At 58.4% G+C, this 24,676-nt stretch carries 25 protein-coding genes; 12 read left to right on the top strand and 13 right to left on the bottom strand.

The window, feature by feature from the left end:
• Position 1: 1 nt before the first annotated feature.
• From VI215_11745 to VI215_11685, 13 genes are all read right to left on the bottom strand, one after another.
• A complete protein-coding gene (locus VI215_11745; protein HEY6192985.1) occupies positions 2–1,354 on the bottom strand; it encodes an inositol-3-phosphate synthase in 1,353 nt (450 codons plus the stop codon).
• A gap of 20 nt (positions 1,355–1,374) precedes the next feature.
• Positions 1,375–2,058, bottom strand: a complete 684-nt coding sequence (locus VI215_11740) for an HAD family hydrolase (GenBank protein HEY6192984.1) — start codon at positions 2,056–2,058, stop codon at positions 1,375–1,377.
• Complete coding sequence (locus VI215_11735; GenBank protein HEY6192983.1) at positions 2,055–3,071, bottom strand: Gfo/Idh/MocA family oxidoreductase; 1,017 nt, start codon at positions 3,069–3,071, stop codon at positions 2,055–2,057. Before VI215_11735 ends, VI215_11740 begins: the two co-directional genes overlap by 4 nt.
• Entirely contained in the window at positions 3,071–3,988 is a 918-nt protein-coding gene (locus VI215_11730) for a CDP-alcohol phosphatidyltransferase family protein (GenBank protein ID HEY6192982.1), read from the bottom strand. The genes VI215_11735 and VI215_11730 overlap by 1 nt, the downstream gene beginning before the upstream one ends.
• Positions 3,963–5,321, bottom strand: coding sequence for an aspartate aminotransferase family protein (locus VI215_11725; GenBank protein ID HEY6192981.1), 1,359 nt, complete (start codon positions 5,319–5,321; stop codon positions 3,963–3,965). Before VI215_11725 ends, VI215_11730 begins: the two co-directional genes overlap by 26 nt.
• 180 nt (positions 5,322–5,501) lie before the next feature.
• Positions 5,502–6,329 carry a hypothetical protein gene (locus VI215_11720; GenBank protein ID HEY6192980.1) on the bottom strand — a complete coding sequence of 276 codons (828 nt, stop codon included), beginning with the start codon at positions 6,327–6,329 and terminating at the stop codon, positions 5,502–5,504.
• Complete coding sequence (locus VI215_11715; GenBank protein HEY6192979.1) at positions 6,326–6,967, bottom strand: CDP-alcohol phosphatidyltransferase family protein; 642 nt, start codon at positions 6,965–6,967, stop codon at positions 6,326–6,328. Before VI215_11715 ends, VI215_11720 begins: the two co-directional genes overlap by 4 nt.
• Positions 6,968–6,975: 8 nt before the next feature.
• On the bottom strand, positions 6,976–7,443 hold the full coding sequence (locus VI215_11710; protein ID HEY6192978.1) for a hypothetical protein: 468 nt from the start codon (positions 7,441–7,443) through the stop codon (positions 6,976–6,978).
• Positions 7,440–8,444: a lysylphosphatidylglycerol synthase transmembrane domain-containing protein gene (locus VI215_11705; protein ID HEY6192977.1), complete on the bottom strand. Its 1,005-nt coding sequence runs from the start codon at positions 8,442–8,444 to the stop codon at positions 7,440–7,442. The genes VI215_11710 and VI215_11705 overlap by 4 nt, the downstream gene beginning before the upstream one ends.
• 5 nt (positions 8,445–8,449) lie before the next feature.
• Complete coding sequence (locus VI215_11700) at positions 8,450–9,412, bottom strand: MlaD family protein (GenBank protein ID HEY6192976.1); 963 nt, start codon at positions 9,410–9,412, stop codon at positions 8,450–8,452.
• Positions 9,412–10,176 carry an ABC transporter ATP-binding protein gene (locus VI215_11695; GenBank protein HEY6192975.1) on the bottom strand — a complete coding sequence of 255 codons (765 nt, stop codon included), beginning with the start codon at positions 10,174–10,176 and terminating at the stop codon, positions 9,412–9,414. The genes VI215_11700 and VI215_11695 overlap by 1 nt, the downstream gene beginning before the upstream one ends.
• Positions 10,177–10,962 (bottom strand): ABC transporter permease, encoded by a 786-nt coding sequence (locus VI215_11690; GenBank protein ID HEY6192974.1) that lies wholly within the window; start codon positions 10,960–10,962, stop codon positions 10,177–10,179. It lies immediately after the preceding gene.
• 2 nt (positions 10,963–10,964) lie between these two features.
• On the bottom strand, positions 10,965–11,744 hold the full coding sequence (locus tag VI215_11685; GenBank protein HEY6192973.1) for an NTP transferase domain-containing protein: 780 nt from the start codon (positions 11,742–11,744) through the stop codon (positions 10,965–10,967).
• A gap of 306 nt (positions 11,745–12,050) precedes the next feature.
• On the opposite strand from VI215_11685, the gene VI215_11680 reads away from it, so the two are divergent.
• From VI215_11680 to VI215_11625, 12 genes are all read left to right on the top strand, one after another.
• Positions 12,051–12,917: a hypothetical protein gene (locus tag VI215_11680; protein HEY6192972.1), complete on the top strand. Its 867-nt coding sequence runs from the start codon at positions 12,051–12,053 to the stop codon at positions 12,915–12,917.
• A 444-nt stretch (positions 12,918–13,361) separates the two neighbouring features.
• On the top strand, positions 13,362–14,537 hold the full coding sequence (locus tag VI215_11675) for a threonine synthase (GenBank protein ID HEY6192971.1): 1,176 nt from the start codon (positions 13,362–13,364) through the stop codon (positions 14,535–14,537).
• 298 nt (positions 14,538–14,835) lie between these two features.
• Positions 14,836–15,186 (top strand): STAS domain-containing protein, encoded by a 351-nt coding sequence (locus tag VI215_11670; protein ID HEY6192970.1) that lies wholly within the window; start codon positions 14,836–14,838, stop codon positions 15,184–15,186.
• Positions 15,187–15,213: 27 nt separating this feature from the next.
• Positions 15,214–15,684, top strand: coding sequence for a YbhB/YbcL family Raf kinase inhibitor-like protein (locus VI215_11665; protein HEY6192969.1), 471 nt, complete (start codon positions 15,214–15,216; stop codon positions 15,682–15,684).
• Positions 15,685–15,779: 95 nt separating this feature from the next.
• Positions 15,780–16,733: an ATP-binding cassette domain-containing protein gene (locus VI215_11660; protein HEY6192968.1), complete on the top strand. Its 954-nt coding sequence runs from the start codon at positions 15,780–15,782 to the stop codon at positions 16,731–16,733.
• A complete protein-coding gene (locus tag VI215_11655; protein ID HEY6192967.1) occupies positions 16,730–17,461 on the top strand; it encodes an ABC transporter permease subunit in 732 nt (243 codons plus the stop codon). Before VI215_11660 ends, VI215_11655 begins: the two co-directional genes overlap by 4 nt.
• Positions 17,461–19,056, top strand: a complete 1,596-nt coding sequence (locus tag VI215_11650) for a Gldg family protein (GenBank protein ID HEY6192966.1) — start codon at positions 17,461–17,463, stop codon at positions 19,054–19,056. The genes VI215_11655 and VI215_11650 overlap by 1 nt, the downstream gene beginning before the upstream one ends.
• 3 nt (positions 19,057–19,059) lie before the next feature.
• Positions 19,060–20,418 carry a DUF4340 domain-containing protein gene (locus VI215_11645; protein ID HEY6192965.1) on the top strand — a complete coding sequence of 453 codons (1,359 nt, stop codon included), beginning with the start codon at positions 19,060–19,062 and terminating at the stop codon, positions 20,416–20,418.
• 288 nt (positions 20,419–20,706) lie between these two features.
• Complete coding sequence (locus tag VI215_11640) at positions 20,707–21,138, top strand: hypothetical protein (GenBank protein ID HEY6192964.1); 432 nt, start codon at positions 20,707–20,709, stop codon at positions 21,136–21,138.
• Positions 21,139–21,277: 139 nt separating this feature from the next.
• Positions 21,278–23,374 carry a peptidylprolyl isomerase gene (locus VI215_11635; protein ID HEY6192963.1) on the top strand — a complete coding sequence of 699 codons (2,097 nt, stop codon included), beginning with the start codon at positions 21,278–21,280 and terminating at the stop codon, positions 23,372–23,374.
• Positions 23,375–23,408: 34 nt separating this feature from the next.
• The gene (locus VI215_11630) at positions 23,409–24,113 is read left to right on the top strand and encodes a hypothetical protein (GenBank protein HEY6192962.1); all 705 of its coding nucleotides are present in this window, start codon (positions 23,409–23,411) and stop codon (positions 24,111–24,113) included.
• A gap of 3 nt (positions 24,114–24,116) precedes the next feature.
• Complete coding sequence (locus tag VI215_11625) at positions 24,117–24,668, top strand: shikimate kinase (GenBank protein HEY6192961.1); 552 nt, start codon at positions 24,117–24,119, stop codon at positions 24,666–24,668.
• The last annotated feature ends 8 nt before the right edge of the window (positions 24,669–24,676 follow it).

The following is a 24,676-nucleotide window of genomic DNA, read 5'->3' as shown; positions in this document are numbered from 1 at the left end:
GTCAATCGTAGTACTCACGCCCCAGATGCGTGATGAGCTCCTCGCCTCTCATGAATCTGAGTGTGTTCTTCAGTTTCATGAGCTGGATGAACAGATCGTGCTCCGGGTAGAGCCCGGGCGCAAACATCGGGCTCTTGAAATAGAAGGAAAGCCATTCCTGGATCCCCTTCATCCCCGCCCGGTGGGCGAGGTCCATGAAGAGAACGAGGTCAAGCACAATCGGAGCTGCGAGGATCGAGTCGCGGCAGAGAAAATTGACCTTCACCTGCATCGGATAGTTCATCCAGCCGAAAATGTCGATGTTGTCCCAGCTCTCCTTGTTGTCTCCGCGGGGGGGATAATAGTTGATTCGCACCTTGTGGTAGAAATCCTTGTAGAGATCGGGATACAGCTCGGGTTGGAGTATTCCGTCCAGCACCGAAAGTTTGCTCTCCTCCTTCGTCTTGAACGACTCCGGGTCGTCGAGCACCTCCCCGTCCCTGTTTCCGAGTATGTTGCTGGAAAACCATCCGTTCAGGCCGATGAGGCGAGCCTTCAGCATCGGGGCAATCACGGTCTTCAGGAGGGTTTGTCCGGTTTTGAAATCTTTTCCCGAAACCGGAACTCCCCGGTCGTTCGCCAGCTTCATCAGTGCGGGGGTATCCAGCGTCAGATTCGGGGCGCCGTTTGCGAACGGGACGCCTTCCATCAATCCGGCGTAGGCGTAGAGCATGCTGGGGGAGATGTCGACATCGTTCTTCCGCATCCCCTCCTCGAACTTCTTGAGCGTGTTGTGCACGCCCTTGGGAGTGATGAAGATTTCCGTGCTGCCGCACCAGACGATCAGGCACCGGTCTGACCCGCTCTGTTGCTTGAACGCCCGGATATCCGCGCGCAGTTGTTCCATCAGCTCGAATTTTGTCTTCGCCTTCTTGACGTGGGAGCCCTTCAGCCGCTTGACGTAGTACTGGTCGAACACGCCCCGCATCGGGCGCACCGATTCGAGCTCCTTTTTCACCAGATCGAGGTGCTCGCGCTGGAGGACTCCGGCGTGCACCGCCGATTGATAGCAATTCTCGTCCCGAATATCCCACCCTCCGAACACGAGGTCCTCGAGCTTCGCGAGCTCGATAAATTTCCGGATCAGGGGCGACCGGTGTTCGGTCCGTTTCCCGAGCCGGATCGTGCCCATCTGTGTCAGGGAACCGATCGGCTTTGCGATCCCTTTCCTCGCCGCCATCACACCGGCGAGAAACGTCGTCGAAACGGCCCCGTTCAATCCGACGATCAGGACGCCGAGTTTCCCTTTCGGCTTGCGAATCGGTTGTGCGGCGCTCCGGGAGGAGACGGATTTGGCGGATTTTACAGATTTCATTCAGGTTTCCTTTCGCATTTTCAGTGAGATGATAGAATCGTTGTGACCTCTTCGAGATTCCTGATCGTCCAGTCGGCGGACGCGGTGGAGGAAGGGGTCGTCCAGCTTGGGCCCCTCAACCAGATTGTCCGGCACCCGATGAGTTTCGCCGGAGCGATATCCCGCTCGTACGAATCGCCCACCACGTATGTCTCTTCGGGCGCCACGGAAAGCCGGGCGGCGGCAAACCGGAATATCTCCGGGTCGGGCTTCCTGAGACCCACCAGTGCCGAATCGACCATGACGTCGAGAAAGGCCCCGAGGCCAAGCTCGTTACAGACGATCGGGAGATTCCCGTAAAAATTGGAAACGACCCCGAGCTTGAACCCGGGACGCGCCGCCGCGAGCACGCCGGCCGACTTCGCGGCGACGGCAAGCACATCGCGGTAACATTGATCGAGCATCGTCTCGCGAAGGCCGTCCTTGCCTTCAAGATGCAGAAAAGCGAATTGGAGGGAGAGTTGCTTCCCGAGCGTCTGCCGGAACGTGGCAGCCGGGATCCCGGCGTCGAGCAGGAGCTGCTGCTCCGACCAGAGAAACGCGCGGTCCACATCCCCGTCCGTGACTCCGGCTCCAAAGCGCCTGTATAATTCCCGGTACACCTCACTCCAATGAACTCCGCCGGTGTCGAGCGTCCCGCCGAAATCAAAGAGGACGGCCCTCATGCGATCTTCACCGCGCACCCCTTCAGGGAGGCGCCCGCGCTCAGATCCAAGAGCTGCATGACGGTCACGGCCTCATCCAGGAGGTCCTCCGAACGGTTTCCCTGTTCCACCCTGTCGAGGAACTCCTTCAGCAGCGAGGCGTACCAGCCGACATACTGGTTCTTGTCCGACACGTCCGGCATTGGGATCTCGCGGGATCCGGCCTGGTCGACGTGCACCAGCCTTGAACCGTCGTAGGTCAAACTCCCGGTGGTTCCGACGACCGTCACGCTGTTCGCGCGCAGGGCGGCGGCCCAGGTGAGATTCAATTGCATGATCATCCCGCCGTACTCCAGCGTGACGAGGGCGGTGTCTTCCACGCCGTATTCCCTGTGTTTGAGGGTCCTGAGCACCGCCGAAACCGAGTCCGGAACTCCGAACAGGTACTGGGCAAGATAGAAGTAGTGGGCGCCGGTATCCACGAGGATTCCCCCTCCTCCGTGCGCTTTGTCCGTCCGCCAGCGCGGATTCCAGCCGGCGGTGCCGGTATCGGCCTGCATGCGGAACACATTGCACTGGGCAAGCACCACGCTGCCGATCCCTCCCGACGAGATGATCTGATGAATCGATCTCCAGAGAGGCGAATACTTATACTGGTGGCAGGGCACGAACACCACCTTCTGTTCGCGGATGTGCCGCGACGCTTCCAGGGCTGCCGCATAACTCTCGGCGAGCGGTTTTTCGCAGAGGATGTGGATCCCTCTTGCGGCAAACTCTTTCAGGAAACCCGCATGCGTCGACGGAGGCGTGCAGATGTCCACAAAATCGAGTTTCTCGTTTTCCAGCAACGACCCGGCGTCCGTATAGAACGCCGCATCGGGAAGGAGCTCCCTCGCGGCCGGACGCGATTGCTCCGATACGTCCAGCACCGCCCTGATCCGCACCCGGCTGCGGAGGCCTTCGTCCGAGAGATACGCCGGGATGTGGCCCCGCACGACGATATTTCCAAAACCGATAATCGCCCCTTCGAGCATCAGGAGGAGTGGCCGTGTTGATCGATTTCCCCGAGGAGGCGGGCGCTGAGCCGTTCCTGGTACATCGTCACCGCGATCATGACGAGGTTGATGCCGACGATCTCGATGGCGAAAAAGAGCGGAACGCGGTCGAGAACAACGCAGACGGCCATGATGATCATGCGGATGTTCGTGGTCAGGATCGCATAGTACTTCATCAACGGCTTATTGAGCGCGCGGTAGCGGTCGGCGAACCATCCCGGGATCTCCCTGCCGTACTCCTGATCCACACGGCGGCGGAGTTTCTGGAAATTCTTCGAGAACGCCTCCTGCTCCACCGTATAGTTCAGGTAGACGCGCATCATGAATTTCCTGACAGGGTTCTTCCGGAAGGAGAGGCTCTCCAATTCCTTCCGGACCTCAACCGAATCGTCAAGCTCCGATTTGGCGGGATCGATCACGAATTTGATGTAGGCATTCCGGTAATAATCCGCGAGGGCGCTTTGCACCGAATGGCTCATCGCGCTGACAATCACGAAAAGAACGAGGAGCGGCCACCAGACATCGGTCGTGACGACGAGCCGTGCGAACAGATGTCCATAGATGCTCATAAATATGATATTTCCCCCGAGGCCATCCAGAATCCTGCCGAACCGCGATTTGTGGTCTGTCATGCGGGCAAGCTGCCCGTCCACGCTGTCGAGTGTGTCCGCGAGGACCCAGAGGATCATCCCCCAGACATTCAGGACAGCGTCGCGGTAGTAGAGGAGATGACCCCCGGCAACGCCGATGAAAATGCTGACGATCGTGACGACGTTCGGGCTGATCCGCAACGCCCGGCACCCCAGGGCGAGCAGATACCCTATGGGCCGGTAAAAATAGATGTCGATCGTCTCTTCGACGTCGCGCGCTTTATAAGTTGCTTCGATCCGCGACATGCGTAAAGACCTCTTCCATGATATCGATTCCCTCTTCCGCGGTGGCTTCATCGATGACAAGCGGGGGGTTGATCCGGATATCGGGATTGTACCCCATGACGATGAGCCCGCGTTTCAGGCACTCTTTAAAGATGGTCCGGCACGTTTCCTTGTCGAGTTTCTCCTTCGTCTTCCTGTTCTTCACCAGCTCGACGCCGATGAGAAGCCCGCGGCCCCTGACGTCCCCCACGAAGGGAAATTTTTCCTTGAACGTCATCAGCCGCTCGAGCATGAAGCGGCCCACCTTTTCGGAATTCTCCACGAGCCCCTCGTCCAGAATCGTCTTGACGGTGACATAGGCCGCGGCCGAGGCGAGGGGATTTCCTCCGTAGCTCGACGAACTGCCGCTCGGATTCGCGAACGGCTTCGAGAAGATCACCTCCTCGCGGGACATGAGCCCGGTCATCGGATACCCTCCGCCGAAGCTCTTGCCGATCGTGATGATGTCGGGGACGACCTCGTCATGCTGGCAGGCGAACAACCGGCCTGTCCGGCCGAAACCGGTGATCATCTCGTCGACGATCAGAAGGGCGCCGATCTCGTCGCAGAGCCGCCGGAGCTGGTTCAGAAACCCTGCGGGAGGCACCACATTCCCGTTCGTTCCCTGGATCGGCTCGACGATGATCGCAGCGACGTTGTTGGTCGTCTCCGCCTTCATTTTGAGCTTGATGAAATCCACGCAGGCCCATTCGCACTCCGGGAACGTGTGGTTCAACGGGCACCGGCGGCAATCGGCATAGGGCGTATTATAGATCCCGAAGGGGAGCGGGCCGAGATGCTGCTTGAAATCGTCCCCGATCAGGCCGACGACTCCGAGCGTTTTTCCGTGGAACCCCCCCCAGAATCCGATCACCTCGCTCTTTTTCGTGTACGACTTCGCAAGCCGCAGGGCCGCCTCCACCGCTTCGGAACCGCCGCTGTAGTATTGCGTCCGGCGCAGGTCGCCCACCGCATGATCGGAAAGGAGTTTGGAGAGGTCAGCCCTGACTTTCGTCGCGAAACTTCCAACATGAATTTTGGCGACCTGCTCCTGGAGAGCCTTTACGTACTTGGGATGATTGTAGCCCAGGCTCGCCACCGCGACACCGGCAAAGAAATCGATGTACCGGTTGCCGTCCACGTCCTGGATCACGCAACCCTCCCCCTTCTCCATCGCGAGCTGGGAGAGGGTCGCAATGGTCTGAATGCCGGGGGAAATATATTTCTGTTCGAAATCGAAAATCTCCTTCGATTTGGGCCCGGGGATCGCGGTTTTCACCGATGCCTTCTTTGGCAGTGTTTCAGTGGTTGTCATGGTTGAATTCTCTCATATTGTGTCCGTAACCTCAGTTATGTTTCAATCCTTTTAAAAACACGCAAGCTAAAGCTTGCGGCTACCGAAATTTGATTGTCATCCTGAGCGCAGCGAAGGATCTCTCTCTTCGTGGACCGGGATCCTTCGGTCGCTACGCTTCCTCAGGATGACAAATGGTTGTCAGGACGACTTCTTGAATTCGGTCGCCTTTCGATAAATCAATTGCGCGATGTGCCGGCTCGCCTCCTCCCGGATGGGAGCAAAGCTCGGCCAGTCGTTGATATCGATCACCGTGACGCCGCCGTCTCTTCCGATGATCGCGTCGCCGCCGTAGACCGAGAGCCCGAGCGCGACGGCGGAAGCGGAGGCCAGTTCGCGCAAACGCCCCGCGTCGAACTTCGTGTGGTAGACGCCGTTCAGGTAGTACCAGTGAAACAGGTCGCTCTCGTTGACGCCGTAGAACTTGACCGTGTCGCCGTCGAGGTGTTCCTGCAACACCGCTTCCCTGATGTCGCGCTGGTGAAACTCCTTCAGGAGGGTCAGCTCCTCCTCGTCGGTGTTTGCCAGGGAAACGTCCTCCTTATGGACGGCATGCACATCGCCCCGCTTGACCCACACCCGGGAGGTGGTAAACCCGGCCTGCCGTGGATTCAGGTCGGAGTCCGTCGATACGACGACGCTTTTCGGGAAGGGGATCCCGGCAGCCGGCAGAATCCGGATCATGCTGATGCGGTAACAATTCATGACGCTTTCGGGCGAGTTGATGATCAGGGCGCCCCGCTTTGCTATCTTGAGAAGGGTCTGCGACCCGATCGGGCCCTGCGCCATTGAAAAAATCAGGTCTTCCTTCAGCGTTTCCGGCGTAATGACCCCTTCATCGTACATCGCAACCTCGGCGCCGATCTCCTTCAGGGCATCGGCCGTCTGGTTGATGATGAGGAGGTCGTTCACCACATGGTTGGGCGAAAACTCCGTTTTCCTTCGAATGCCTGCGAGGCGAAGTTTCATGAGAACAGCCTCGACAGGAACGAAGGCGGATCGTCGGGGGGTTGAGCGATGCCGGCTTCGACCTCCCGTACGCGCCGGAGCATCGACTGCCTGTCGATTTCCTCCTGGAGGCGGTAGTCGACCAGAATCGTTCCCACGGCAAACCCCGCGAGGTTTGCGAAGAAGATGACTTCCAGCGCAATCTGAAACCCGCGGAGATGAAAAAGCAGCGTCGCCGCATAGCCGAAATAAATGACGAAGCGCTTGAATCCGGGATCGAATCCGGAGAGCGGCTCCAGCATTGTGACGAGGAGGATCGCGATGAAAGCAAGTCCCACCATCGTATAGGTGACATACCCCGTGTAGGCGAGGGCGAGCAGGATCGCCAGCTCGTTCAACCGGTCGTAGACGGTTTCGAGCGTCCGGCCTGTGGGCGACTGGAGGTTGTAAAGGCGGGCCACCCCCCCGTCCAATCCGTCAATAATCTGGGAAACCGCCATCACGATCAACCCGGGCAAGAGGAGTCCGGCCGCCACGAGCCCCGCCGCGGCGATCCCGGCCACGAAGCCGATCGTCGAGATTCCGTTCGGACTCAGGCCGAGTTTCTCGTGCGCGAAGACAATCGGGATTTTAAGGAAACCGTCTGATTCTCTGCCCATCGGCCCGCTCAGGAAAACAAGTTGGATGCAAAATGCAAAATCTGCTGGTACCCGAGCGCGATACTCACCGCAGCGCAGATCGCGCAGGTCCAGATCTCCTTCGCTCCGTCGGAATATCTGCCGAGCAGTCCCTCCGTCGAATAAGTGCTGAACGGATAGAACGGCCGTTTTTCATACCCGACCAGGTAGTCCAGAAAAAAATGAGATGCGAAAAAGAGCGCCGGCACCCACGTCCCCAGATACAAACCGAGCGGGACGATCCAGAGGAGCGCGACCGGCTCCTGCAGGGGGGTCCGCCAGTGATAATTCGATTCGTTCTTCTTCCCGTTCTTCCTGAGATAGAGCTTCAATTTAATCGGATGATCGACCAGATCGATACCGTACCCGAAGGTGTACGCGAGCGCGACGTCTTTGCCTTCGAGCCCCAGAACCTGGACCCCCACGGTCGTGAGGAGGAGATGCGGGAGAATCGTCATACGGGAGCCACCGGCGAGGCCTTCTTGGGGTGGCCCGAGAGAAGGATGAACAGCAAACCGAGCATGATCCAGAAGAATTCACGAATGCGCATGACGACTCCCATGTAGACTCCCAGCAGAGGCGGCAGCGCGAGGCTTCCCATCCCGAGCGCGAGCCCCCCTTCCCGGGCCCCGAAGTTCAACGGAATAAAAAAGAGAAGATTGATGATGATCGAATAGACGATATAGAGGAAGAGGGCCTCGGGGAGGCTGATCTCGATCCCGATGCCCCGGACGATGAAATAGACTTCGATTCCCATACAGATCCGGCTGAGGGATTCGAGCGCGACCGCGAGCACGAGGCGCGGCCTCGCGTGATGGTAGGGTGCGGTGATCCGCCTGTCCATTTCGACCAACTGGGACTCGTACTTCCCCAACAGCCCGGCGAGCCGCCGGAGAAGAGGCGTCTTCGCGAGCCACGACTGCACTCTGGTGAAGAAGCCATACCGGTGCCCCAGAACAGTCAGGACAATGACACAGCAGATCAGGAGACCCGCGAATGCCAGCAAGGCGACGAGCGTGACCGGCAGCGGAAGAACGGCGAGGGCTACGACGATGCCCGACAGAAGGACAAGCATGTGGCCCAGAAGGTGCACCATCCGGTAGAGAATGACGGCAGAAATCGATTGCTGGGTCCCGAGCAGCGGCGAAAGCGCTTTCACCCTGTAGGGCTCCCCGCCGAGGGCCACAAACGGGGTGACATAGTTGATGGCAAATCCGGAGACCGTCAGGATAAACAACCGGAGGAAGGGGATCTTCCACCCCCCCGCCCCGAGCGTCAGCGTCCATGCGGAGGCGTTCAGGAGGTAGACGACGAGCCAGACCAGCACGACGTAGCAGAGGCTCCACCCCGCCTGCCTGATGTTGGCGGCAATCTGATCGACGCCGAAATGGAGGACAAGGTAGACGAATCCTGCAAGACCGAAGAGAAAGAAACCGATTTTGGCCAGCGGCAGCTTCAAGCCCATCAAAAGACCGAAAAGTGGACGTAACGTTCCGGGTGTTCCTTCAGGTCGATCAGGAACAGGTTCAGATCCTTCATGAGAGAGTTCATCTGGGTATAGAATCTTCCGTCGCCGATGAACTTCGAGACGTTGCTCGAGTCGCTGGCCGCTTTCGCCATCAGCGTATCCGCCCGGGAGGTGAACGACGAGAGGTGGCGGTAGAGGTCATCCTCCATGATCAGCTTTCCCATGGTCCCCTGCCCCTTCCGGATCTGCCCGGTGATCGACCTCAGGTTCGAGGAAACCTCGGAGACGCCGCGGGAGAGCGAATCGTCGTACACAAGCGCTCCGAGGAGGCCCCTCTTTTTCTCGACGGCGCTCATCACCCCGTTGAGCGAGGCAAGAAAGCGCTCCATCCCCAGGGCGACATCGTTCCGTTTCACGAGTTTTCCGAGAGACCCCTCCCCTTTTTCAACGGACGCGGCGATCCTGCGGGCGCTTCCCATCAATTCGGTGAAATCGGCGAGGGCCGACTTAAACTGCGGGCCCGCGGTTTCGATGTCGAACGACTCGATGATCGGAATAAACGTATTTTCCGCGACCGGCGGCTCGTTCCGGTTCCCGATGCTGAGGTCGATGTACTTGTCGCCCAGAAGGCCGATGGTCTTGATCTGCGCCATCGTGCTGGAGGTGACGGAGGCCCGGTACTTCGACAGGAGCGTGGCTGTCACCTCCACCCCGTTCACGCTGTCCCTCGTTTGAAACTGGAGGTCCGTCACATATCCGATCTTCAGGCCGCCCAGCGTGACCATCGCGCCGTTCACGAGCCCGTGCACGTTCGTCACAAAGAGTTTCACCGTGTAGGTGGAGGTGAAAATGTTCTGCTCCGTGCCCACGATGCTGACGATGAAGACGAAGATGATGAGGCCGATCATCAGGACGATCCCGACCTTCAGGTTCGACCACCGGAGTTGCTGGGAATCCATTATGACCCCTCCTTGTGCAGGGATAGCAGGTTTGCTTCCTCCCGAATTTCTGACAGAAAGCTCTGGACGAACGAATCGGCCGACCCGAGAAGATCTTCGGCGGATCCGTCGAAGACGACCCGCCCGTCGTTCATCAGGGCGAGCGAGTCTCCCACCGCGAAGGCATCCCGGAGGATGTGCGTCACGACGACGGAGGTCACGTTCCTTTTTTTCTTCAGCCTGATAATCAGCTCCGTGATCAGTTTCGCATTCAGCGGGTCGAGGCCGGTCGTCGGCTCGTCGTAGAGAATGACTTCGGGGTTGAAGGCGATCGCCCGGGCGATGGCGACCCGCTTCTTCATCCCGCCGCTGAGCTCCTCGGGAAGGAGATCCTGCGTTTCGGGCAAATTGACGAACTCCAGGCAGTCCTCCACCCGCTCCCCGATCTGGTCGGGAGGCATGTCGGAATGCTCCTGGAGAAAAAACGCCACATTTTCCGCCACGGTCAGGGAATCGAAGAGCGCGTTCCCCTGAAACACCATCGACATCCGCCGCCTGACGGGCATCTTCTCCCTCTCGGTCAAATGCGTCAGTTCCGTGCCGTCGACGAACACCGACCCGCTGTCCGGCTTCCAGAGACCGAGGATCATCTTGAGAAGCGAGCTTTTTCCCGCTCCGCTCGGGCCCAGAATGACTTTCGTCTCGCCGTCCTTCACGACGAACGAGACATCGTCGAGGATCTTGCGTCCCTCGACCTCAACGCTCACATGTTCGAGACGTATCATTTATAAGATCGACCAGATGACCTTGGTGAAAATAAAATCGTTGAAGAGCACGACAATCGAGCCCACCACGACCGCGTTCACGGCGGCTCTTCCGACTCCCAGCGTGCCCCCGGTCGTGGAGAGGCCGTAGTAACAGCTGATCGTCGAGATGAAGAACGAGAAGATGACGGGCTTGGCGAAGCCGACGATCAAATCCTTCAGCTTCAGGTCGTAAATCGCGGAATGCCAGTAGAAGGACTTGTCGACGTGAAGCCAGAGATCCGATACGAACATCCCCCCGAGGATCCCGACCAGATCGGCGACCAGCGTGAGAGGAAGAAACATGATCAGCGCCGCGACCAGGCGGGGCATCGCGAGTTTCTCGACCGGATTCGTTCCGAAGGCGCGCAGCGCGTCGATCTGCTCGCTCACCTGCATCGACCCCAGCTCGGAGGCGTTTTTTGCGCCGGTCCTCGCCGCCAGCATGAGCCCGGTGATCACCGGACCGAGCTCGCGGATCAATGCGAGCGACGTGGTTCGTCCCACCAGCAACTTCGCGCCGAACGTCTCGAGCCGGTGGCCCCCCTCGATCGACATGATGATACCCATGAAGAGGCCGGCGAGAAAAACGATCATGAACGATTGCGCTCCGATGAGGTACATCTGCTCCATCGTGTCGCGCCGGTACCTCCAGACGGAGCCGAGGGAGCGGACGTTTTCGTACAGAAAGAGCGAGTATTCCTGGAGCCGGAGAAGCGACCTCTTGAAACCCTGCACCGGCGATATGTAACCCGCGAGCCCGGCCACGATCAGGCGGTTCTCAGCAGCTCTTCGGCCGCGCGGATATCGTCCGCATGATCGACGTCGACGATCCTCGAGAACGGGTATCCCTCCAACCGGTATCCCTGGTTCACCAGATGAGCGAGGAAATTTCGCAGGCGGCCGACGTTCAGTTTCAACACGGCATCCATCTCGGAAAAAACCCGCGGCGAGAGGACATAGAGCCCCCCGGTGACCCAGGGGAAATCAAGGGAAGCCGCTCCCCGGCCGCCTCCGTAGACGCCCGCAGGCCCCCGGGGCGTGACAGGGCCGGCAGGCCCGCCGGGTTGTTCGCTTTTCCGTCCAAAGGAGAGAATGTTCCAGGACGGATCGAGCTCAACATAGAGAGGGTTTTCGTCATCCACAAAATTTGTGACCGCAAGGACTCCTTCCGCCGCCCCGGGGGACCGGGCGTATTCCAAAAACCTGCCGAATTCGCCCGCGTTAAAGATGGAATCGACCGTCGAGAGGAGAAACCTCCCGCCCTCGAGGTGCGGCGCGAGGGCGAACAGGCTGTGCATCGAACTCGGGGTCGTTTGAACCACAAACTTCACGGGGGCGGAGAAGCCCTTCGACTCCACGAACCGCTTCACCTCCAGGGATGACTCGTTGACGATGCAAACGATTTCCTCGACGCCGGATCCGATGTACGACCGGATCAGCCGCTCGATCAGGGGGACGCCCTGCACTTCCACCAGCGGCTTCAGGGACAAAACTCCTTCAGACTTGAGGCGGCTCCCGTCTCCGGCCGCGATGATCCCCGCTTTCAATAGTGTCGGTCCGTGCTGTTCGAAAAAAGTGCTTCAGATCCAAAACAAATTGCACCATTCCGGACAATTTTGAATGATGCAAAGTTAATTTTTTTTTAAAATGGGATGAAAGATAGCAAAAATTCACCGGATTAACAAGCTCCTAGCAGAGCGCCCAGTATGAACTATTTTTAACTGGACACTGACTCCTTCTATTTGTACTATGTTGCCAGAGACTAGTCAACCTGGGTCGGAACACATCGGCCGAAAGTATTGTTGTTCCGAGCCTTGTCCATCAACCTAACGCATTTGAGAAGGAGAACACCGATGACAAAATATCTTTCGCTCATAGTCGTTGCGGTCATTATCGGGGGCTGCACCGGGAGAACCGACGAACTCGAGAGACAGAATGCGGAATTGCGCAATAAGTCGAGTGAGCTTTCCGCGGACATTTCATCGCGTGACGCCTACATCGATACTGTCACTCAATCGATCAACGAGATCTACGCCAATCTGGAGGGGGTGCGCGCAGGCGAAAAAATGATCGCGTCGGAAACGAGCGGACTCGAAACGGGGAAACACGCTACGAACCGCGAGGTCCGCCAGCGGATCCTTACCCAGTTGAGCACCATTAATGAGTCGATGGCCGCAAACAGGAAAAAGCTGACCGATGTCCAGGCAAAGATGGCCTCCTACAGGACCCAGTTCTCCGGACTCAGGAAGATGGTCGCAACTCTGAAGAAGACAATCGAAGACCGCGAGCAGTCGATCGCAGCGCTCGAAACGAAAGTGCACGGTCTCGAATCGGATGTGGCCGAGAAGACCCGGGTGGTGACGGAGAAGGAAGCCGTGATCACGGCTCAAACGACGAAGATCAACACCGCCTATTATGTGGTGGGCAAGCGCTCGGATCTGGAGCAGAAGGGGATCATCGCCAAAGACGGCGGCTTCCTCTGGGGATTGCTCGGTTCGTCCACCATTCTCGCGAGTGGCGTCGACCCGAAATACTTCACCCCGATCAACAAGGTTGAGGAGCGGACGATCCAGGTGAACGGAAAGATCGACGAGGTCATTCCGAAACGAAGCCCCGAGTTTTACACGAAAACGCTGGTCGATAACAACCAGTCGATGATCACGATCGCCGAACCGACCGCGTTCTGGCAGGATCAGTACCTTGTGATCATCACCGATTAATCCCGTTTTAACACAAGGGCCGCCATGAAACCATGGCGGCCCTTTTTTTTGCCCCGGTTTCGCCGGGGTCATAAAAAAAACCGCCACACAAAATCTGAATTTCACGCTGTGTGGCGGTTCGAACTCACCTCTGCCTATCCACCGTACCTAATCCACCATCTCACTAGCCATACGTAGGAGGATGAGTTTCACCTACCAGAACAGGCACCTCCCGCCGATAGTTCCCGCCGCGGAGGGCGGTGGCGATGCATTTTCCCGTTATTTGTCATCCTGAGGGAGCGTAGCGACCGAAGGATCTGGCCTTTTGGCTTTCAAAATGGAGGGAGATCCTTCGCTACGCTCAGGATGACAAAGACAAATTTAGTCACTACCCCCCGGAGGCAATTCCTTTGCATCTGAGAGAGGGGCGGTTTATATTAGCCTACCATTTTGAGGTTTTTTCACGTGCGCAACACATTTTTCACCCATCTCCGCTGCAGTGCCTGCAACAAGACCCTCCCCGGAGACATTGTTCAGACGGTTTGCCCCGCATGCGGCAAGGCGCTGGTTGCGGAGTATGACCTCTCCGCCGCGCGGAAGGAGCTTCCCCGCCGGGACTTTGCTTCCCATGAGAGGGGCCTGTGGAAATACCGGAAACTCCTCCCGGTGAGCGACGACTCGGCTGTCATCACGCTCGGGGAGGGATCGACCCCCGTGCTCCGGACCGCGAGGCTGGGAACGGAACTGGAGTTGGACCGGCTCTTCATCAAGGAGGAGGGCCTCAACCCCACCGGCTCGTTCAAAGCGAGAGGAATTTCGCTGGCGGTTTCGCGGGCGAAGGAACTCGGAATCAGGGAGGTCGCGATGCCTTCCGCCGGAAACGCCGGCGGCGCGCTCGCCGCCTATGCGGCGAAGGCGGGGATCGCGGCCCACATCTTCATGCCCAGGGATACGCCTCTTGTGAATGTCCGGGAGGCCTCGTTCTTCGGCGCCCGCGTCGAGCTCGTCCAGGGCGTCATCAGCGACGCGGCAAAGCGTATGAACGAACTCCGGCCGGGGACAAACTGGTTCGATATGTCGACGATGAAGGAACCGTACCGGCTCGAGGGAAAAAAGACGATGGGCTTCGAGCTCGCCGAACAATTCGAGTGGGATCTGCCGGAGGTGATTATCTACCCTACCGGCGGGGGGACAGGATTGATCGGAATGTGGAAGGCGTTTAACGAACTGGAAACGCTCGGGTGGATTTCTTCCAAACGGCCAAAGATGGTCTCCGTCCAGGCCGCCGGCTGCGCCCCGGTCGTCCGCGCTTTCGACGAACGGAAGGTTGAATCCGCGTTCTGGGACGGAGCTCAAACGGTCGCATCGGGACTACGGGTCCCGAAGGCTTTTGCGGATGCGATGATCCTCGCGGCGATCTACGAGAGCAAGGGCTGCGCCGTTGCGGTGCCGGATTCGGACCTTCTCTCCGAGATGGCGCGGGTTGCGGCTCTCGAGGGAATCTTCCTTTGTCCGGAAGGGGCAGCCGGCGTGGCTGCGGCCCGGAAATTGAGGCAGCAGGGGTTCATCGCGCCCTCCGACCGGGTGGTCGTTTTCAATACCGGCTCCGGGTACAAGTATGTGGAGCTGTTTACGAAGTAGGGGCGACGCATGCGTCGCCCGGGCTGATTACGGATCATCTGTCGGTCCGGGCGGGGCAAGCCCCGCCCCTACGTCATCTACTCGTTCCGCCGCTCCGCGGCGGAATGCATACCGGGACGCTCTGCGTCCCGACCTGGTTGCGGCGCAGAGCGCCGCAGAACGGCGTTCCCACGCAGAGCGTGGGAATGAGGAAAGCACGGCATTGCCTGCCCCATCGCCAAGTTGACTTTATGTCAGGGTTTTTGTATGATTGATCTCTCATTGTCGTGTTTTCATTTGAAACCATCCAGGGAATAGTATGCAGATCAAAGAAAAAATCGAGAATAATGTCGCGATCCTGAGCTTGAAGGGCGACCTGCTTGGCGAGCCCGACACGACGACTATTCGCGAGAAGATCCATAGCCTTTGCAGCGACCAGGTGAAGCAGGTCGTTCTCGATCTGGGCGGGGTTAATTATATGAACAGTTCCGGCCTCGGAACCTTGATTGCCGCGCTGACGACGGTTCGGAACTCCGGAGGCGATTTGCGCCTTGCGCGCGTGGAGGGGAAAGTCCAGAACCTCTTCGTCATGACCCAGCTTGTAAAAGTCTTTGACACCTACGAGACGGTCGACCGGGCTCTTGCGAGTTTCAAAACGGGGAAACCCTAAGGGAGTTCTTCGCGGGGGGTGAATTCGATGCGCATCTCCTCATCCGCATTTCAAGACGGAAAACCAATTCCCACCAAATACGCCCACCCGGGCGTGACAGGCGGAAAGAATATCTCCCTCCCCCTGGCGTGGACTGATGTTCCCCCGGAGGCAAAATCGTTCGCGTTGTCGATTGTAGATCCCCATCCCGTTGCAAACAACTGGGTGCATTGGATTGCCGTGAACATACCACGGTCTGCCTCAGGGCTGGCCGAGGGAGCTTCCGGCGCCTCAATGCCCCCCGGTTCGAAGGAACTCTATAATACCTATGGAATGTTAGGATACGGCGGGCCGGAGCCACCAAAGGGCTCGGGTCCCCATCCCTATATAGTGACTCTCCACGCGCTCAACGTGGAGTCGCTGGATCTCGCGGCAAACATCTCCCTTTCGGCGTTTGGGAAGGCCCTCGAAGGGAAAATCATCGCATCCGCGAAGATGACGGGGATCTACGAACGGTAGGTTTTTTTGCTTCTTTCTGGAAATTTAATCATATTTTCGTCTCGATTGAACCCCGATCTGTTTCTTTTCTTTTTCGCTAACATCACGCAAGTACGATGTCTATTCTCGTAAGCAATCTCTCGAAGTATTACGGCGACGCGAAGGCGGTCGACGATATTTCCTTCGAGGTTCACTCCGGCGAGATCCTCGGTTTCCTCGGTCCGAACGGCGCGGGGAAAACGACTTCGATGCGGATCATCACGAGTTATCTCATGCCCAGCTCGGGCTCCGTTCAGGTCGAGGGGATGGATGTCGTGGCTGAATCCCTGGCGGTCCGCCGCCTCGTCGGTTACCTGCCCGAGCAAAACCCCCTCTATCTGGATATGAACGTGCTCGAATACCTCGAGTACTCGGCGCAACTGCTCGGAGTCGGGAAGGCCATGGTGCCCCGGCGCCTGAAGGAAATGGTGCAGATCTGCGGCCTCGGGGAAATGATTCACAAAGATATCAGCCAGCTTTCCAAAGGGTATCGCCAGAGAGTCGGGCTCGCGGCTGCCATGATCCACGATCCCCGGGTCCTGATCCTGGACGAACCGACGAGCGGGCTGGATCCGAATCAGATCGTGGAGATCCGGAAGCTGATCCAGGACCTCGGGAAGGAAAAAACCGTCGTCCTCTCGACCCACATCCTCCCGGAGGTTCAGGCGACCTGCAACCGGGTCGTGATCATCAACCGGGGAAAAATCGTCGCGGACGGACCGATCGAGGACCTGCAGCGCAGCCTGCACGGCGGCGAGAAGGTGGTGTTCGAGGTCGAAGTCGCCGACGGCGAGCCGTTCGATCTGGTTTCCATGCAGGTCAAGGCGATCCCCGCCATCGAGACCGTTTCGCTGCTCGAGGAGCGGAACGGGGTGAAGAAAATGAGCATTGCGACCTCCCGGGCGGTGGATATCCGGAAAGACCTCTTCCTGCTCTGTGTCCAGAGGGGATGGGGACTCCTCGAGCTCCACCGCGAACAGACCAGCCTCGAGGATATTTTCCGTCAACTTACTTCCGATCCGGCCAAATGAATTTTCACAACATCAAGTACATTTTTCTGAAGGAGCTCCGCTCTTTTTTTAATTCACCGGTCGCGTACATCGTTATCGTCGTCTATCTCGTGATCCTCGGGTGGTTCTTCACGAGCAACCTCTTCATCAGCAATCTCGCCACCCTCCGCACGGTGTTCGAGATGACGCCGTTCCTCCTCCTCTTCTTCGCCCCCGCGATGACCATGCGTCTGATCTCGGAGGAGAAGAAATCCGGCACGCTGGAGCTCCTGATCACGAAACCCATCCAGGAAGGCGAAATCATCGCCGGGAAGTTCCTCGCGGCATGGGCGCTCTACTTCTTCACCCTCCTCCCGACGCTCTGCTACTACGGGACCGTCGCGGCGGTCGGCAGCCTCGACGCCGGCTCCGTGATCGGGGGATATCTCGGACTTCTGCTCGTCGGCGGCGTGTTTCTTGCGATCAGCGTCTTCGGCTCCTCGGTGACCGAAAACCAGGTGGTGGCGTTTATCGTCAGCCTCTTCATCGTGTTTGTCCTCTTCATGCTGGACAAGGTGCTCTTTTACCTCCCCACGTCTGTCGGGATCATCCCGATCGGGAGCATCCTGCAATTCATCAGCATCGACTATCACTTTTCGAACATCGCGCGGGGAGTCATCGACTCCCGCGATCTGGTCTATTACGCCTCCGCGGTCGGCTTCTCCCTGCTGCTTGCGACCGTGGTGCTTCAGAAACGGAGGTGGGCGTGATGAAATCGCCTGTGAACCGCCGCGAGGCGATCCTCCGTCTCCTGCTCGCCCTCGGGGTGATCGTGGTCCTCAACGTCGCCGGGCTCCGTTTGTTCAAGCGGATCGACCTGACCCAGGACAAGATTTACACGCTCTCGGACGCCAGCAGAAACCTCGCCAAATCGCTCGACGACAAGTTTCTCGTGAAAGTCTATTTCAGCTCGGACCTCCCTCCGGAATACCAGAACAACAAGCGCTACCTCAACGACCAGCTCGACGAATACCGGGCCTACGCGGGGGGGAATTTTCAATATGAGTTCATCGACCCCAGCAAGAAAGAGGAGCTGAAGCAGGAAGCCCAGCGCTACGGCGTCCCGCCGGTACAGATCCAGGTCCTTAAGGAGGACCGGCTGCAGGTCCAGGAGGCGTACATGGGGCTCGTGTTCCTTTTCGGGGACAAGCAGGAGCACCTGCCGGTCGTCCAATCGACCTCCAACCTGGAATACGAGATCAGTTCCGCGATGAAGAAGCTCACCTCGAAGGAACTGAAGAAGGTCGGATTCCTCTCCGGCCACGGCGAGCCCTCCCTGCAACAGATGAGCCGTCTTCAGGAGATGCTCTCGAAACAGTATTCGGTGACGAACGTCGATCTCTCCGGCGGCAAGGCGATCCCCGCCGACCTTTCGGTGCTCGCCGTCGTCGCACCGGACAAGCCGTTCAAGAGCTGGGAGAAATTCCTCATCGACCAGTATCTCATGCGGGGGGGAAAGATCGCGTTCCTCCTCAACAAGGTGAACGCCACGCTGCAGGCGCAGCAGGCGCGTCCGCTGAACCTCGACATCGACGACATGCTTGAATCGTACGGGGTGCGCGTCAACACCGACCTCGTCCGGGATGTCAACTGCGCGTACGTGACCGTGAGCCAGCAGGCGGGGTTCATGGTCATGCAGAACCAGGTGCCGTTTTACTACCTCCCCAATGCGAGCGAGTTCGACCGCACCAGCCCCGTCGTCAAGGACCTGCGGTCGGTCACGCTCTACTTCGCCAGTTCGATCGACACGAGCCTTGCCCGCCCGAAGAGCCTGACCCCCCGCGTTCTCCTGAAATCCTCGGGCCACAGCGGCAGGGCCGAGAACGTGTTTGTCATCAACCCGACTGTCCAGATGACGCCGGACATGTTCAAGGAGGCGGGAATCCCTCTGGCCGTGACCGTCGAGGGATCCTTCATGAGCGCATTCTCCGGCAAGCCGGTCCTCATCGATAGCACGGTGCGGAATCAGATCGACACGACCGGGAGGTTCGTCGCGGGCAGGGCGTCGAAAATAGCGGTCGTCGGAGACGGCGATTTTCTTCAGGATCAGCTCTCCGGGGGGAACAAGGACAACTTTATCTTTGCGAGCAATCTCATCGACTGGCTGGCGGACGACATCGGGCTTGCCTCGATTCGCGCCCGCGACAACAGCAGCAAGCCGCTCGACGAGACCGGCGAAGGAACCAAAACCCTGCTGAAGGGAATCAACCTCGGCGTACCTCCCCTTCTCGTGATCCTTGTCGGCGTCGTGAGATGGCGAATGCGGATATCGAAGCGAAAACGACTCGAATCGAGAGGACTGTAACGCATGAACAAGTCAACGATCATCCTGATCTCCCTCCTGCTCGTGCTGGGAGCCGTTACCTACTTTCTCCTGCCTTCGCAGAAGGAACACGAATCGAGTTATGAGCCTTCGGACCTCAACGTGAAGGTCGACTCCGCCTCCGTCGTCAAGATCGAGATCGAACAGAAAGGGAAGTCCGTGACGATCGAGAATGTGGGCGGGAAATGGATGATCACCTCGCCCCTCCGGTATGCCGCGGACGCGACCTCGATCAAACAGCTCCTGAGCGGGCTCTCCAAGTTCAGGGTGGGGAGCCTGATCTCCTCCAATCCGGAGAAACAGAACATCTTCCAGGTCGACAGTACGGGGACAAGAATCTCTGTGACCGACCGCTCGGGGAAGCCGGTCGCGCTGGTCGTGGGCAAGATGGGGCCTTCCTTCTCGGAGGTTTACTTCCGCCTCCCTTCCTCGAAGGACGTCTACCTCGGAGAGGGACTCGACACCTGGACGATCAACAAGGAAGTGAAAGAATGGCGCGACAAATCGATCGTCTCCATTCCCTCCGAATCGGTCAAACAGCTGACCTATACGGTGGCGAACAAGGAAACCAGGTTTCAGCGCGATAGCTCGGGATGGAGATCGGCCGAGAAGACTCTCGACGCGGCCGGCATGAGTTCCACGCTCAACCAGCTCGCGAACCTACACGCCGACGACTTTGTCGACTCTCTGATGAAAATGCAGACGCATCCGGCCGCGCTCGGAATTCATGCGGCCGAGGACGTCACGATCAGTCTCTTCCCGGCGCCTCCCGACTCGTCCAGGTACTACGTCCAGGTCTCGAACACCCCCCAGTTATTCGTGGTCAGCAAGTGGACGGCGCAGCAATTACTGAAGCCGGTGGAGGAAGCGGCGTTCCCCGCAAAACCGCATCCAAGTGTCGCCGCGAAGAAGGAACCGGCGGTGAGCGCTCCTCCGCAAATTACGGAGGATGAAAAACCCCCCATCCCTGTTCCGGCCTCCCGGAAAGCGGCTGAGACCAGCCAGAACGTGCCCGCCCCCGGTGTGAAGAACCAGAAGACCGCCGAGTCGCAGAAGCAGGACTCCTCCGCGGCGCCGAAGCGAACACGCACAACGGGCCGGTCTCCGAGCCCCGCCGGCCAGAAAACCGAGACAGCACCCGCCGCGCAGCCGAAAACTTCATCCTCCGGGACGGCAACCGACGAGGAGGGTGATCTGACGGTTCACACGGTCAAAAAAAGCGAGACGATGACCACGATTGCGAAGCAGTATGGGGTCACGGTTGAACAGATCCTGAAATGGAACCTGCTCAAGTCGATCGGCGTCAAACCCGGTCAGGAACTCTATATCTATGTCAAAAAATAAGGATATCCAGTAGGGTTTCCCCTTCACCTTATCTCGTCATCCCGACATGCTTTAGGTCGGGATCTTTCTAAAAGCGTTTAAAGATGCTGACCAACAACGTGTCAGCATGACGAGATGGGTTGAAGTATGGCCAGACTGAGATACTTCCGGGCAGTCGCACTGTATCAATTGCGTGCGGAACTTCCCCGGAGGGGGATTCGTTCCTATTCTTGAGAAACCTGGAATTCCGGAACACACATTGATATCCCGCAACTCACTCGAATCCACCACTATTTCAAGGAGCGTTTCATGAGACGAACTGCATTAATCCTACTCGTTCTGGTTCTCGCCTGTGCAGTCGGCCTGATTTACGCGCAGGGGACTCCGAAGGCGGCAAAAAGCGATGCGAAGATGGCCTCGAAGGAGAAGGAAACCACCGTCAAGGGTGAGGTTGTGGACGTGTCCTGTTATCTCAGGCATGGCGACTCTGGGATGGGGGATGGCCACAAGTCGTGCGCCGAGGCGTGCGCGAAGGCCGGAACTCCGCTCGGCATTCTCACGAAGGACGGGAAGCTCTATGTGTCAGTCCTCCCGGATGATCATAGCACGGGACCCAACGCGGTCCTTCTGGAGCATGTCGCCCATCAGGTCGAAGCGACAGGAATTGTCAGGACCAAAGCGGGCGTCCGGGGGATCATGATTTCAAAGGTGGAGGAAGCGAAACCTGCGGCGGGGAACTGAAGAACCCGCTTTTTGAGGCTTGGCGAGAGGACCCCGTCCAGAGATGGATGGGGTTTTTTTGCTTCTAAGCCATTTTTCTCGTATATTTTGTGCTAGAATCGACCATCGTTCACGTAAGGACTCCCTTTTCATGCCGTTAATGACCAGCATACGAGAAAGACTGACGACCTTTTTCTCCGTCTTTGCGGGACTCTTCGTCGTCTACATCGTTTTGGACTGGGGAATGGATATCACAGGCCGCAGGCATAACCAGCAAACCCAGGCCGGCCTCGAAGTCGGAAAAATCGACGGTGATCCGGTTTCCTACAAGGATTTCTCCGAAATCGTCCGACAGATGTCGGATAATCAGAAGACCCAGACAGGCACCGAGCCGGATGAAAACCAGTTGAGAAACATCCGGGACCAGGTCTGGAACCAGCTCGTCGAGCAGCGTCTTTTTGACGAACAGGCAAAACAATTTAATATCAGCGTCACCGACCAGGAACTGATCGACTGGGTCCGGGGCGATAATCCTCCCGACTTCCTCCGGTCGCAATTCGTCGATTCCACGGGCACCTTCGACCGGCAGCGCTACGAGTCCGCCCTCCTCGATCCCCGCAACAAGAAGCAGTTGCTGACCGTCGAAGACTTTCTCCGGAAACAGAGATTGCGGGAAAAGCTGCAGAGCACGGTTCTCGCGAGCGTGCGGGTCACCGACGACGAGATACTCCAGCGGTTCACGGACCAGAACATCAGGTGCGAAGCCGATTACATCCTCTTCGACCCGGCGGTCCTCGTGAAGGACGACGAAGTCAAGGTTTCCGACGACGAGCTCCGGCGGTACTACAACGATCATACGGGCGAATACAAAGTCGATGCCTCGAGACGGCTCAAGTACGTCCTGTTCTTCGAGCAGGCGTCGCGCGCCGATTCCGACGGCGTGCTGGCGGAAATGAAGGACATCGTCAAACGGACGAATTCCGGGGCGGACTTTTTGGACCTCGCAAAGACCTACTCGGAAACACCGATCTCCGAGACGTACTTCAAGCGCGGCGAACTTTCCGAACCGAGAAACACGGCGGTCTTCGGCGCGAAGGCTGGAGACCTGATCGGCCCCACACTTGAGGGCGACGGATACCATCTCATCAAAGTGCTCGACATCCGCGCGGGGAAGGACGACTATATCAACGCGCGTCACATCCTGGTCAACATCGAGAACAACGACAGCGTGGCGGCCCTGAAGACCGCGAAGGATTTGTACGCGAGAGCGAAGCGCGGGGAGGATTTCTCCGCCCTCGCCAAGAAATATTCCAAGGACGCCGGCTCGGGAGCCCGCGGGGGAGATCTCGGATGGTTCGGCAAGGGCCGCATGGTGAAACAGTTCGACGAGGCGGCATTCAAGGCGCGCACGGGACAGATCATCGGGCCCGTCCGCACGCAGTTCGGATACCACATCATCCAGGTGGTCGCGAGGGATAACCGGGAGGTGAAGATCGCGGACCTCCATATGGCGATCGCGGTCAGCTCCAAGACAAAGAGCGACCTCCAGCAGCACGCGCAGGAACTCTCCTATTTCTCGCAGCAGGGTGATTTCACGAAGGAGGCGGAGAAGAACAAGTATTCCATCAACGAGACTCCTCCCTTCGTCAAGAACGGAATCATTCCGGGCGTCGGTATGAATTCCGCGGTCAACAAGTTTGCGTTCAGCGGAAAGGCCGGCGCGATCAGCGATCCTCTCAGCGTCCAGACCGGGACCGCCGTGTTCATGATCTCGGAAGTCAAAGAAGCCGGAATCCGCCCGTTCGACGAACTGAAAACTTCGATCGAGACCCAGCTCCGTCACGAGAAGAAGATGGAGAAACTGAAGGCGATGGCGCTTGAGTTGCGCCAGTCGGCCTCCGGCGCGGACAGCCTGCAGAAGATTGCGCAAAAAAAGCCCGGTCTCAGCGTGCAGCACCTCCCCCCCTTCGCGATGGGGAGCTTTATTCCGGGTCTCGGCCGCGACCTTGGTTTCATCGGCGGGATCTCCGAGCTGAAGCCCGGTGAGATTTCAAAACCGATCGAAGGGCAGCGGGGCGTGTATCTGGCGAGGATCGTGAACAAGACCCCGTTCGATTCCACGCTCTACAAGAGCCAGAAGGATGCGATCCGCAGCCAACTGATGACGGACAAGAGAACCCGGTTCCTGACCGACTGGTCGGACCAGTTGAAGAAAAGCGCGGATATCGTCGACAACCGCGACCAGTTTTACAAGTAGGACCTTCCCAAAATCCGGATGAAGGAGATTTCCTGTGCGCCACCCCGGGATCGCCGCCCTCTGTGCCCTTCTTCTCACCCCGGCGGCCGCGTTCACGCAGGAACAACCCTATAGCATCGCTCTGTTCGGGACCTTCATTTCCTCCTCAAAGCTGTTCCATCACCCCGAGGATCCCGATCAGATCATCCGGAGCCAGTTCCTTCCCCTCGACGACATCTTCAGCGCCGGCATCGATCTGCGCCGGAATTTCGACCAGTTCCGCGTGCAGGTCGGGCTCAGCGCAGAGTACATCTCCAAGAACGGAACCGTCTCCATCCCCGTCACCTCCACGACGTCGATCCCCGCCCAGGACGGCTTCACCGCAATCCCGATAGAGCTCTCCGGGTACTTTCTGATTCCCCTCGGAGACTCGAAGCTTCAAATTTACATGGGGGGCGGCGGCGGAATTTATCTCGGGACCCGGAGTTACCGCCTGGGCGGAGCCGAAGCGCCCACGGTCGAACGAAACACCGGCTACGGCATTCATGTGCTCAGCGGAATCGAGTACTGGCTGAGGCCGGCGGTCTCTCTCCGGAGCGACCTGAAATTCCGGGACGTTCAGTTCGAAACGGTCAACCGGTTCGAAACCCTCACCACCACCTATCTCGGCAGGACCATCCTCCTCGACCAGGCGCCCCTTCAATCCCGGGTCAGCATCGACGGCATGACGGTGACCCTCGGGATTGTCGTTCATTTCTGAGGCATGACCAGGCGCAGGAAGAACCTCATCTACCTGACGGGCTTTATGGGGAGCGGTAAAAGCACCATCGCGCCCATCCTCGCCAACACGCTCGGGTACACCTCCCGCGATATCGACGCGGAAATCGAACAGGTCACCGGGAAGAAAGTGTCGGATATTTTCACGGACCACGGTGAAACATACTTTCGCGAAACCGAGCAGAGGCTCCTCCGGGAGTCGAGCAGATTGGAGGGCTGCATTGTTTCCCTCGGCGGCGGAACCATCGCAAACACGGCGAACCTCCAGATCGTGAAGTCTTCCGGCGTACTCGTCTATCTCATGGCGAGCGTGGATCAAATCCTGCGGCGGGTCAGGCATAAGACCAACAGGCCCCTCCTCCTGACGCCGGAGGGAGAGCGCCTGAGCGAATCGGACCTCCGCGAGAGGATCTCGTTCCTGATGACCGAGCGCGCGCCCTACTATGAGCAGGCCGATCTCACGATCGTGACGGGCGACCAGCCGGTCGGGCTCACGGTCGACAAGATCGTGCGGGCGATCAACCAGCTTGTGGAGTAGCGGCCGCT

The organism is Bacteroidota bacterium, from assembly GCA_036522515.1.
Lineage (GTDB): Bacteria > Bacteroidota > Ignavibacteria > UBA10030 > SZUA-254 > VBOC01.
The sequence above is the reverse complement of the archived record's forward strand: the minus strand, read 5'-3'. Positions and strand labels throughout refer to the sequence as shown.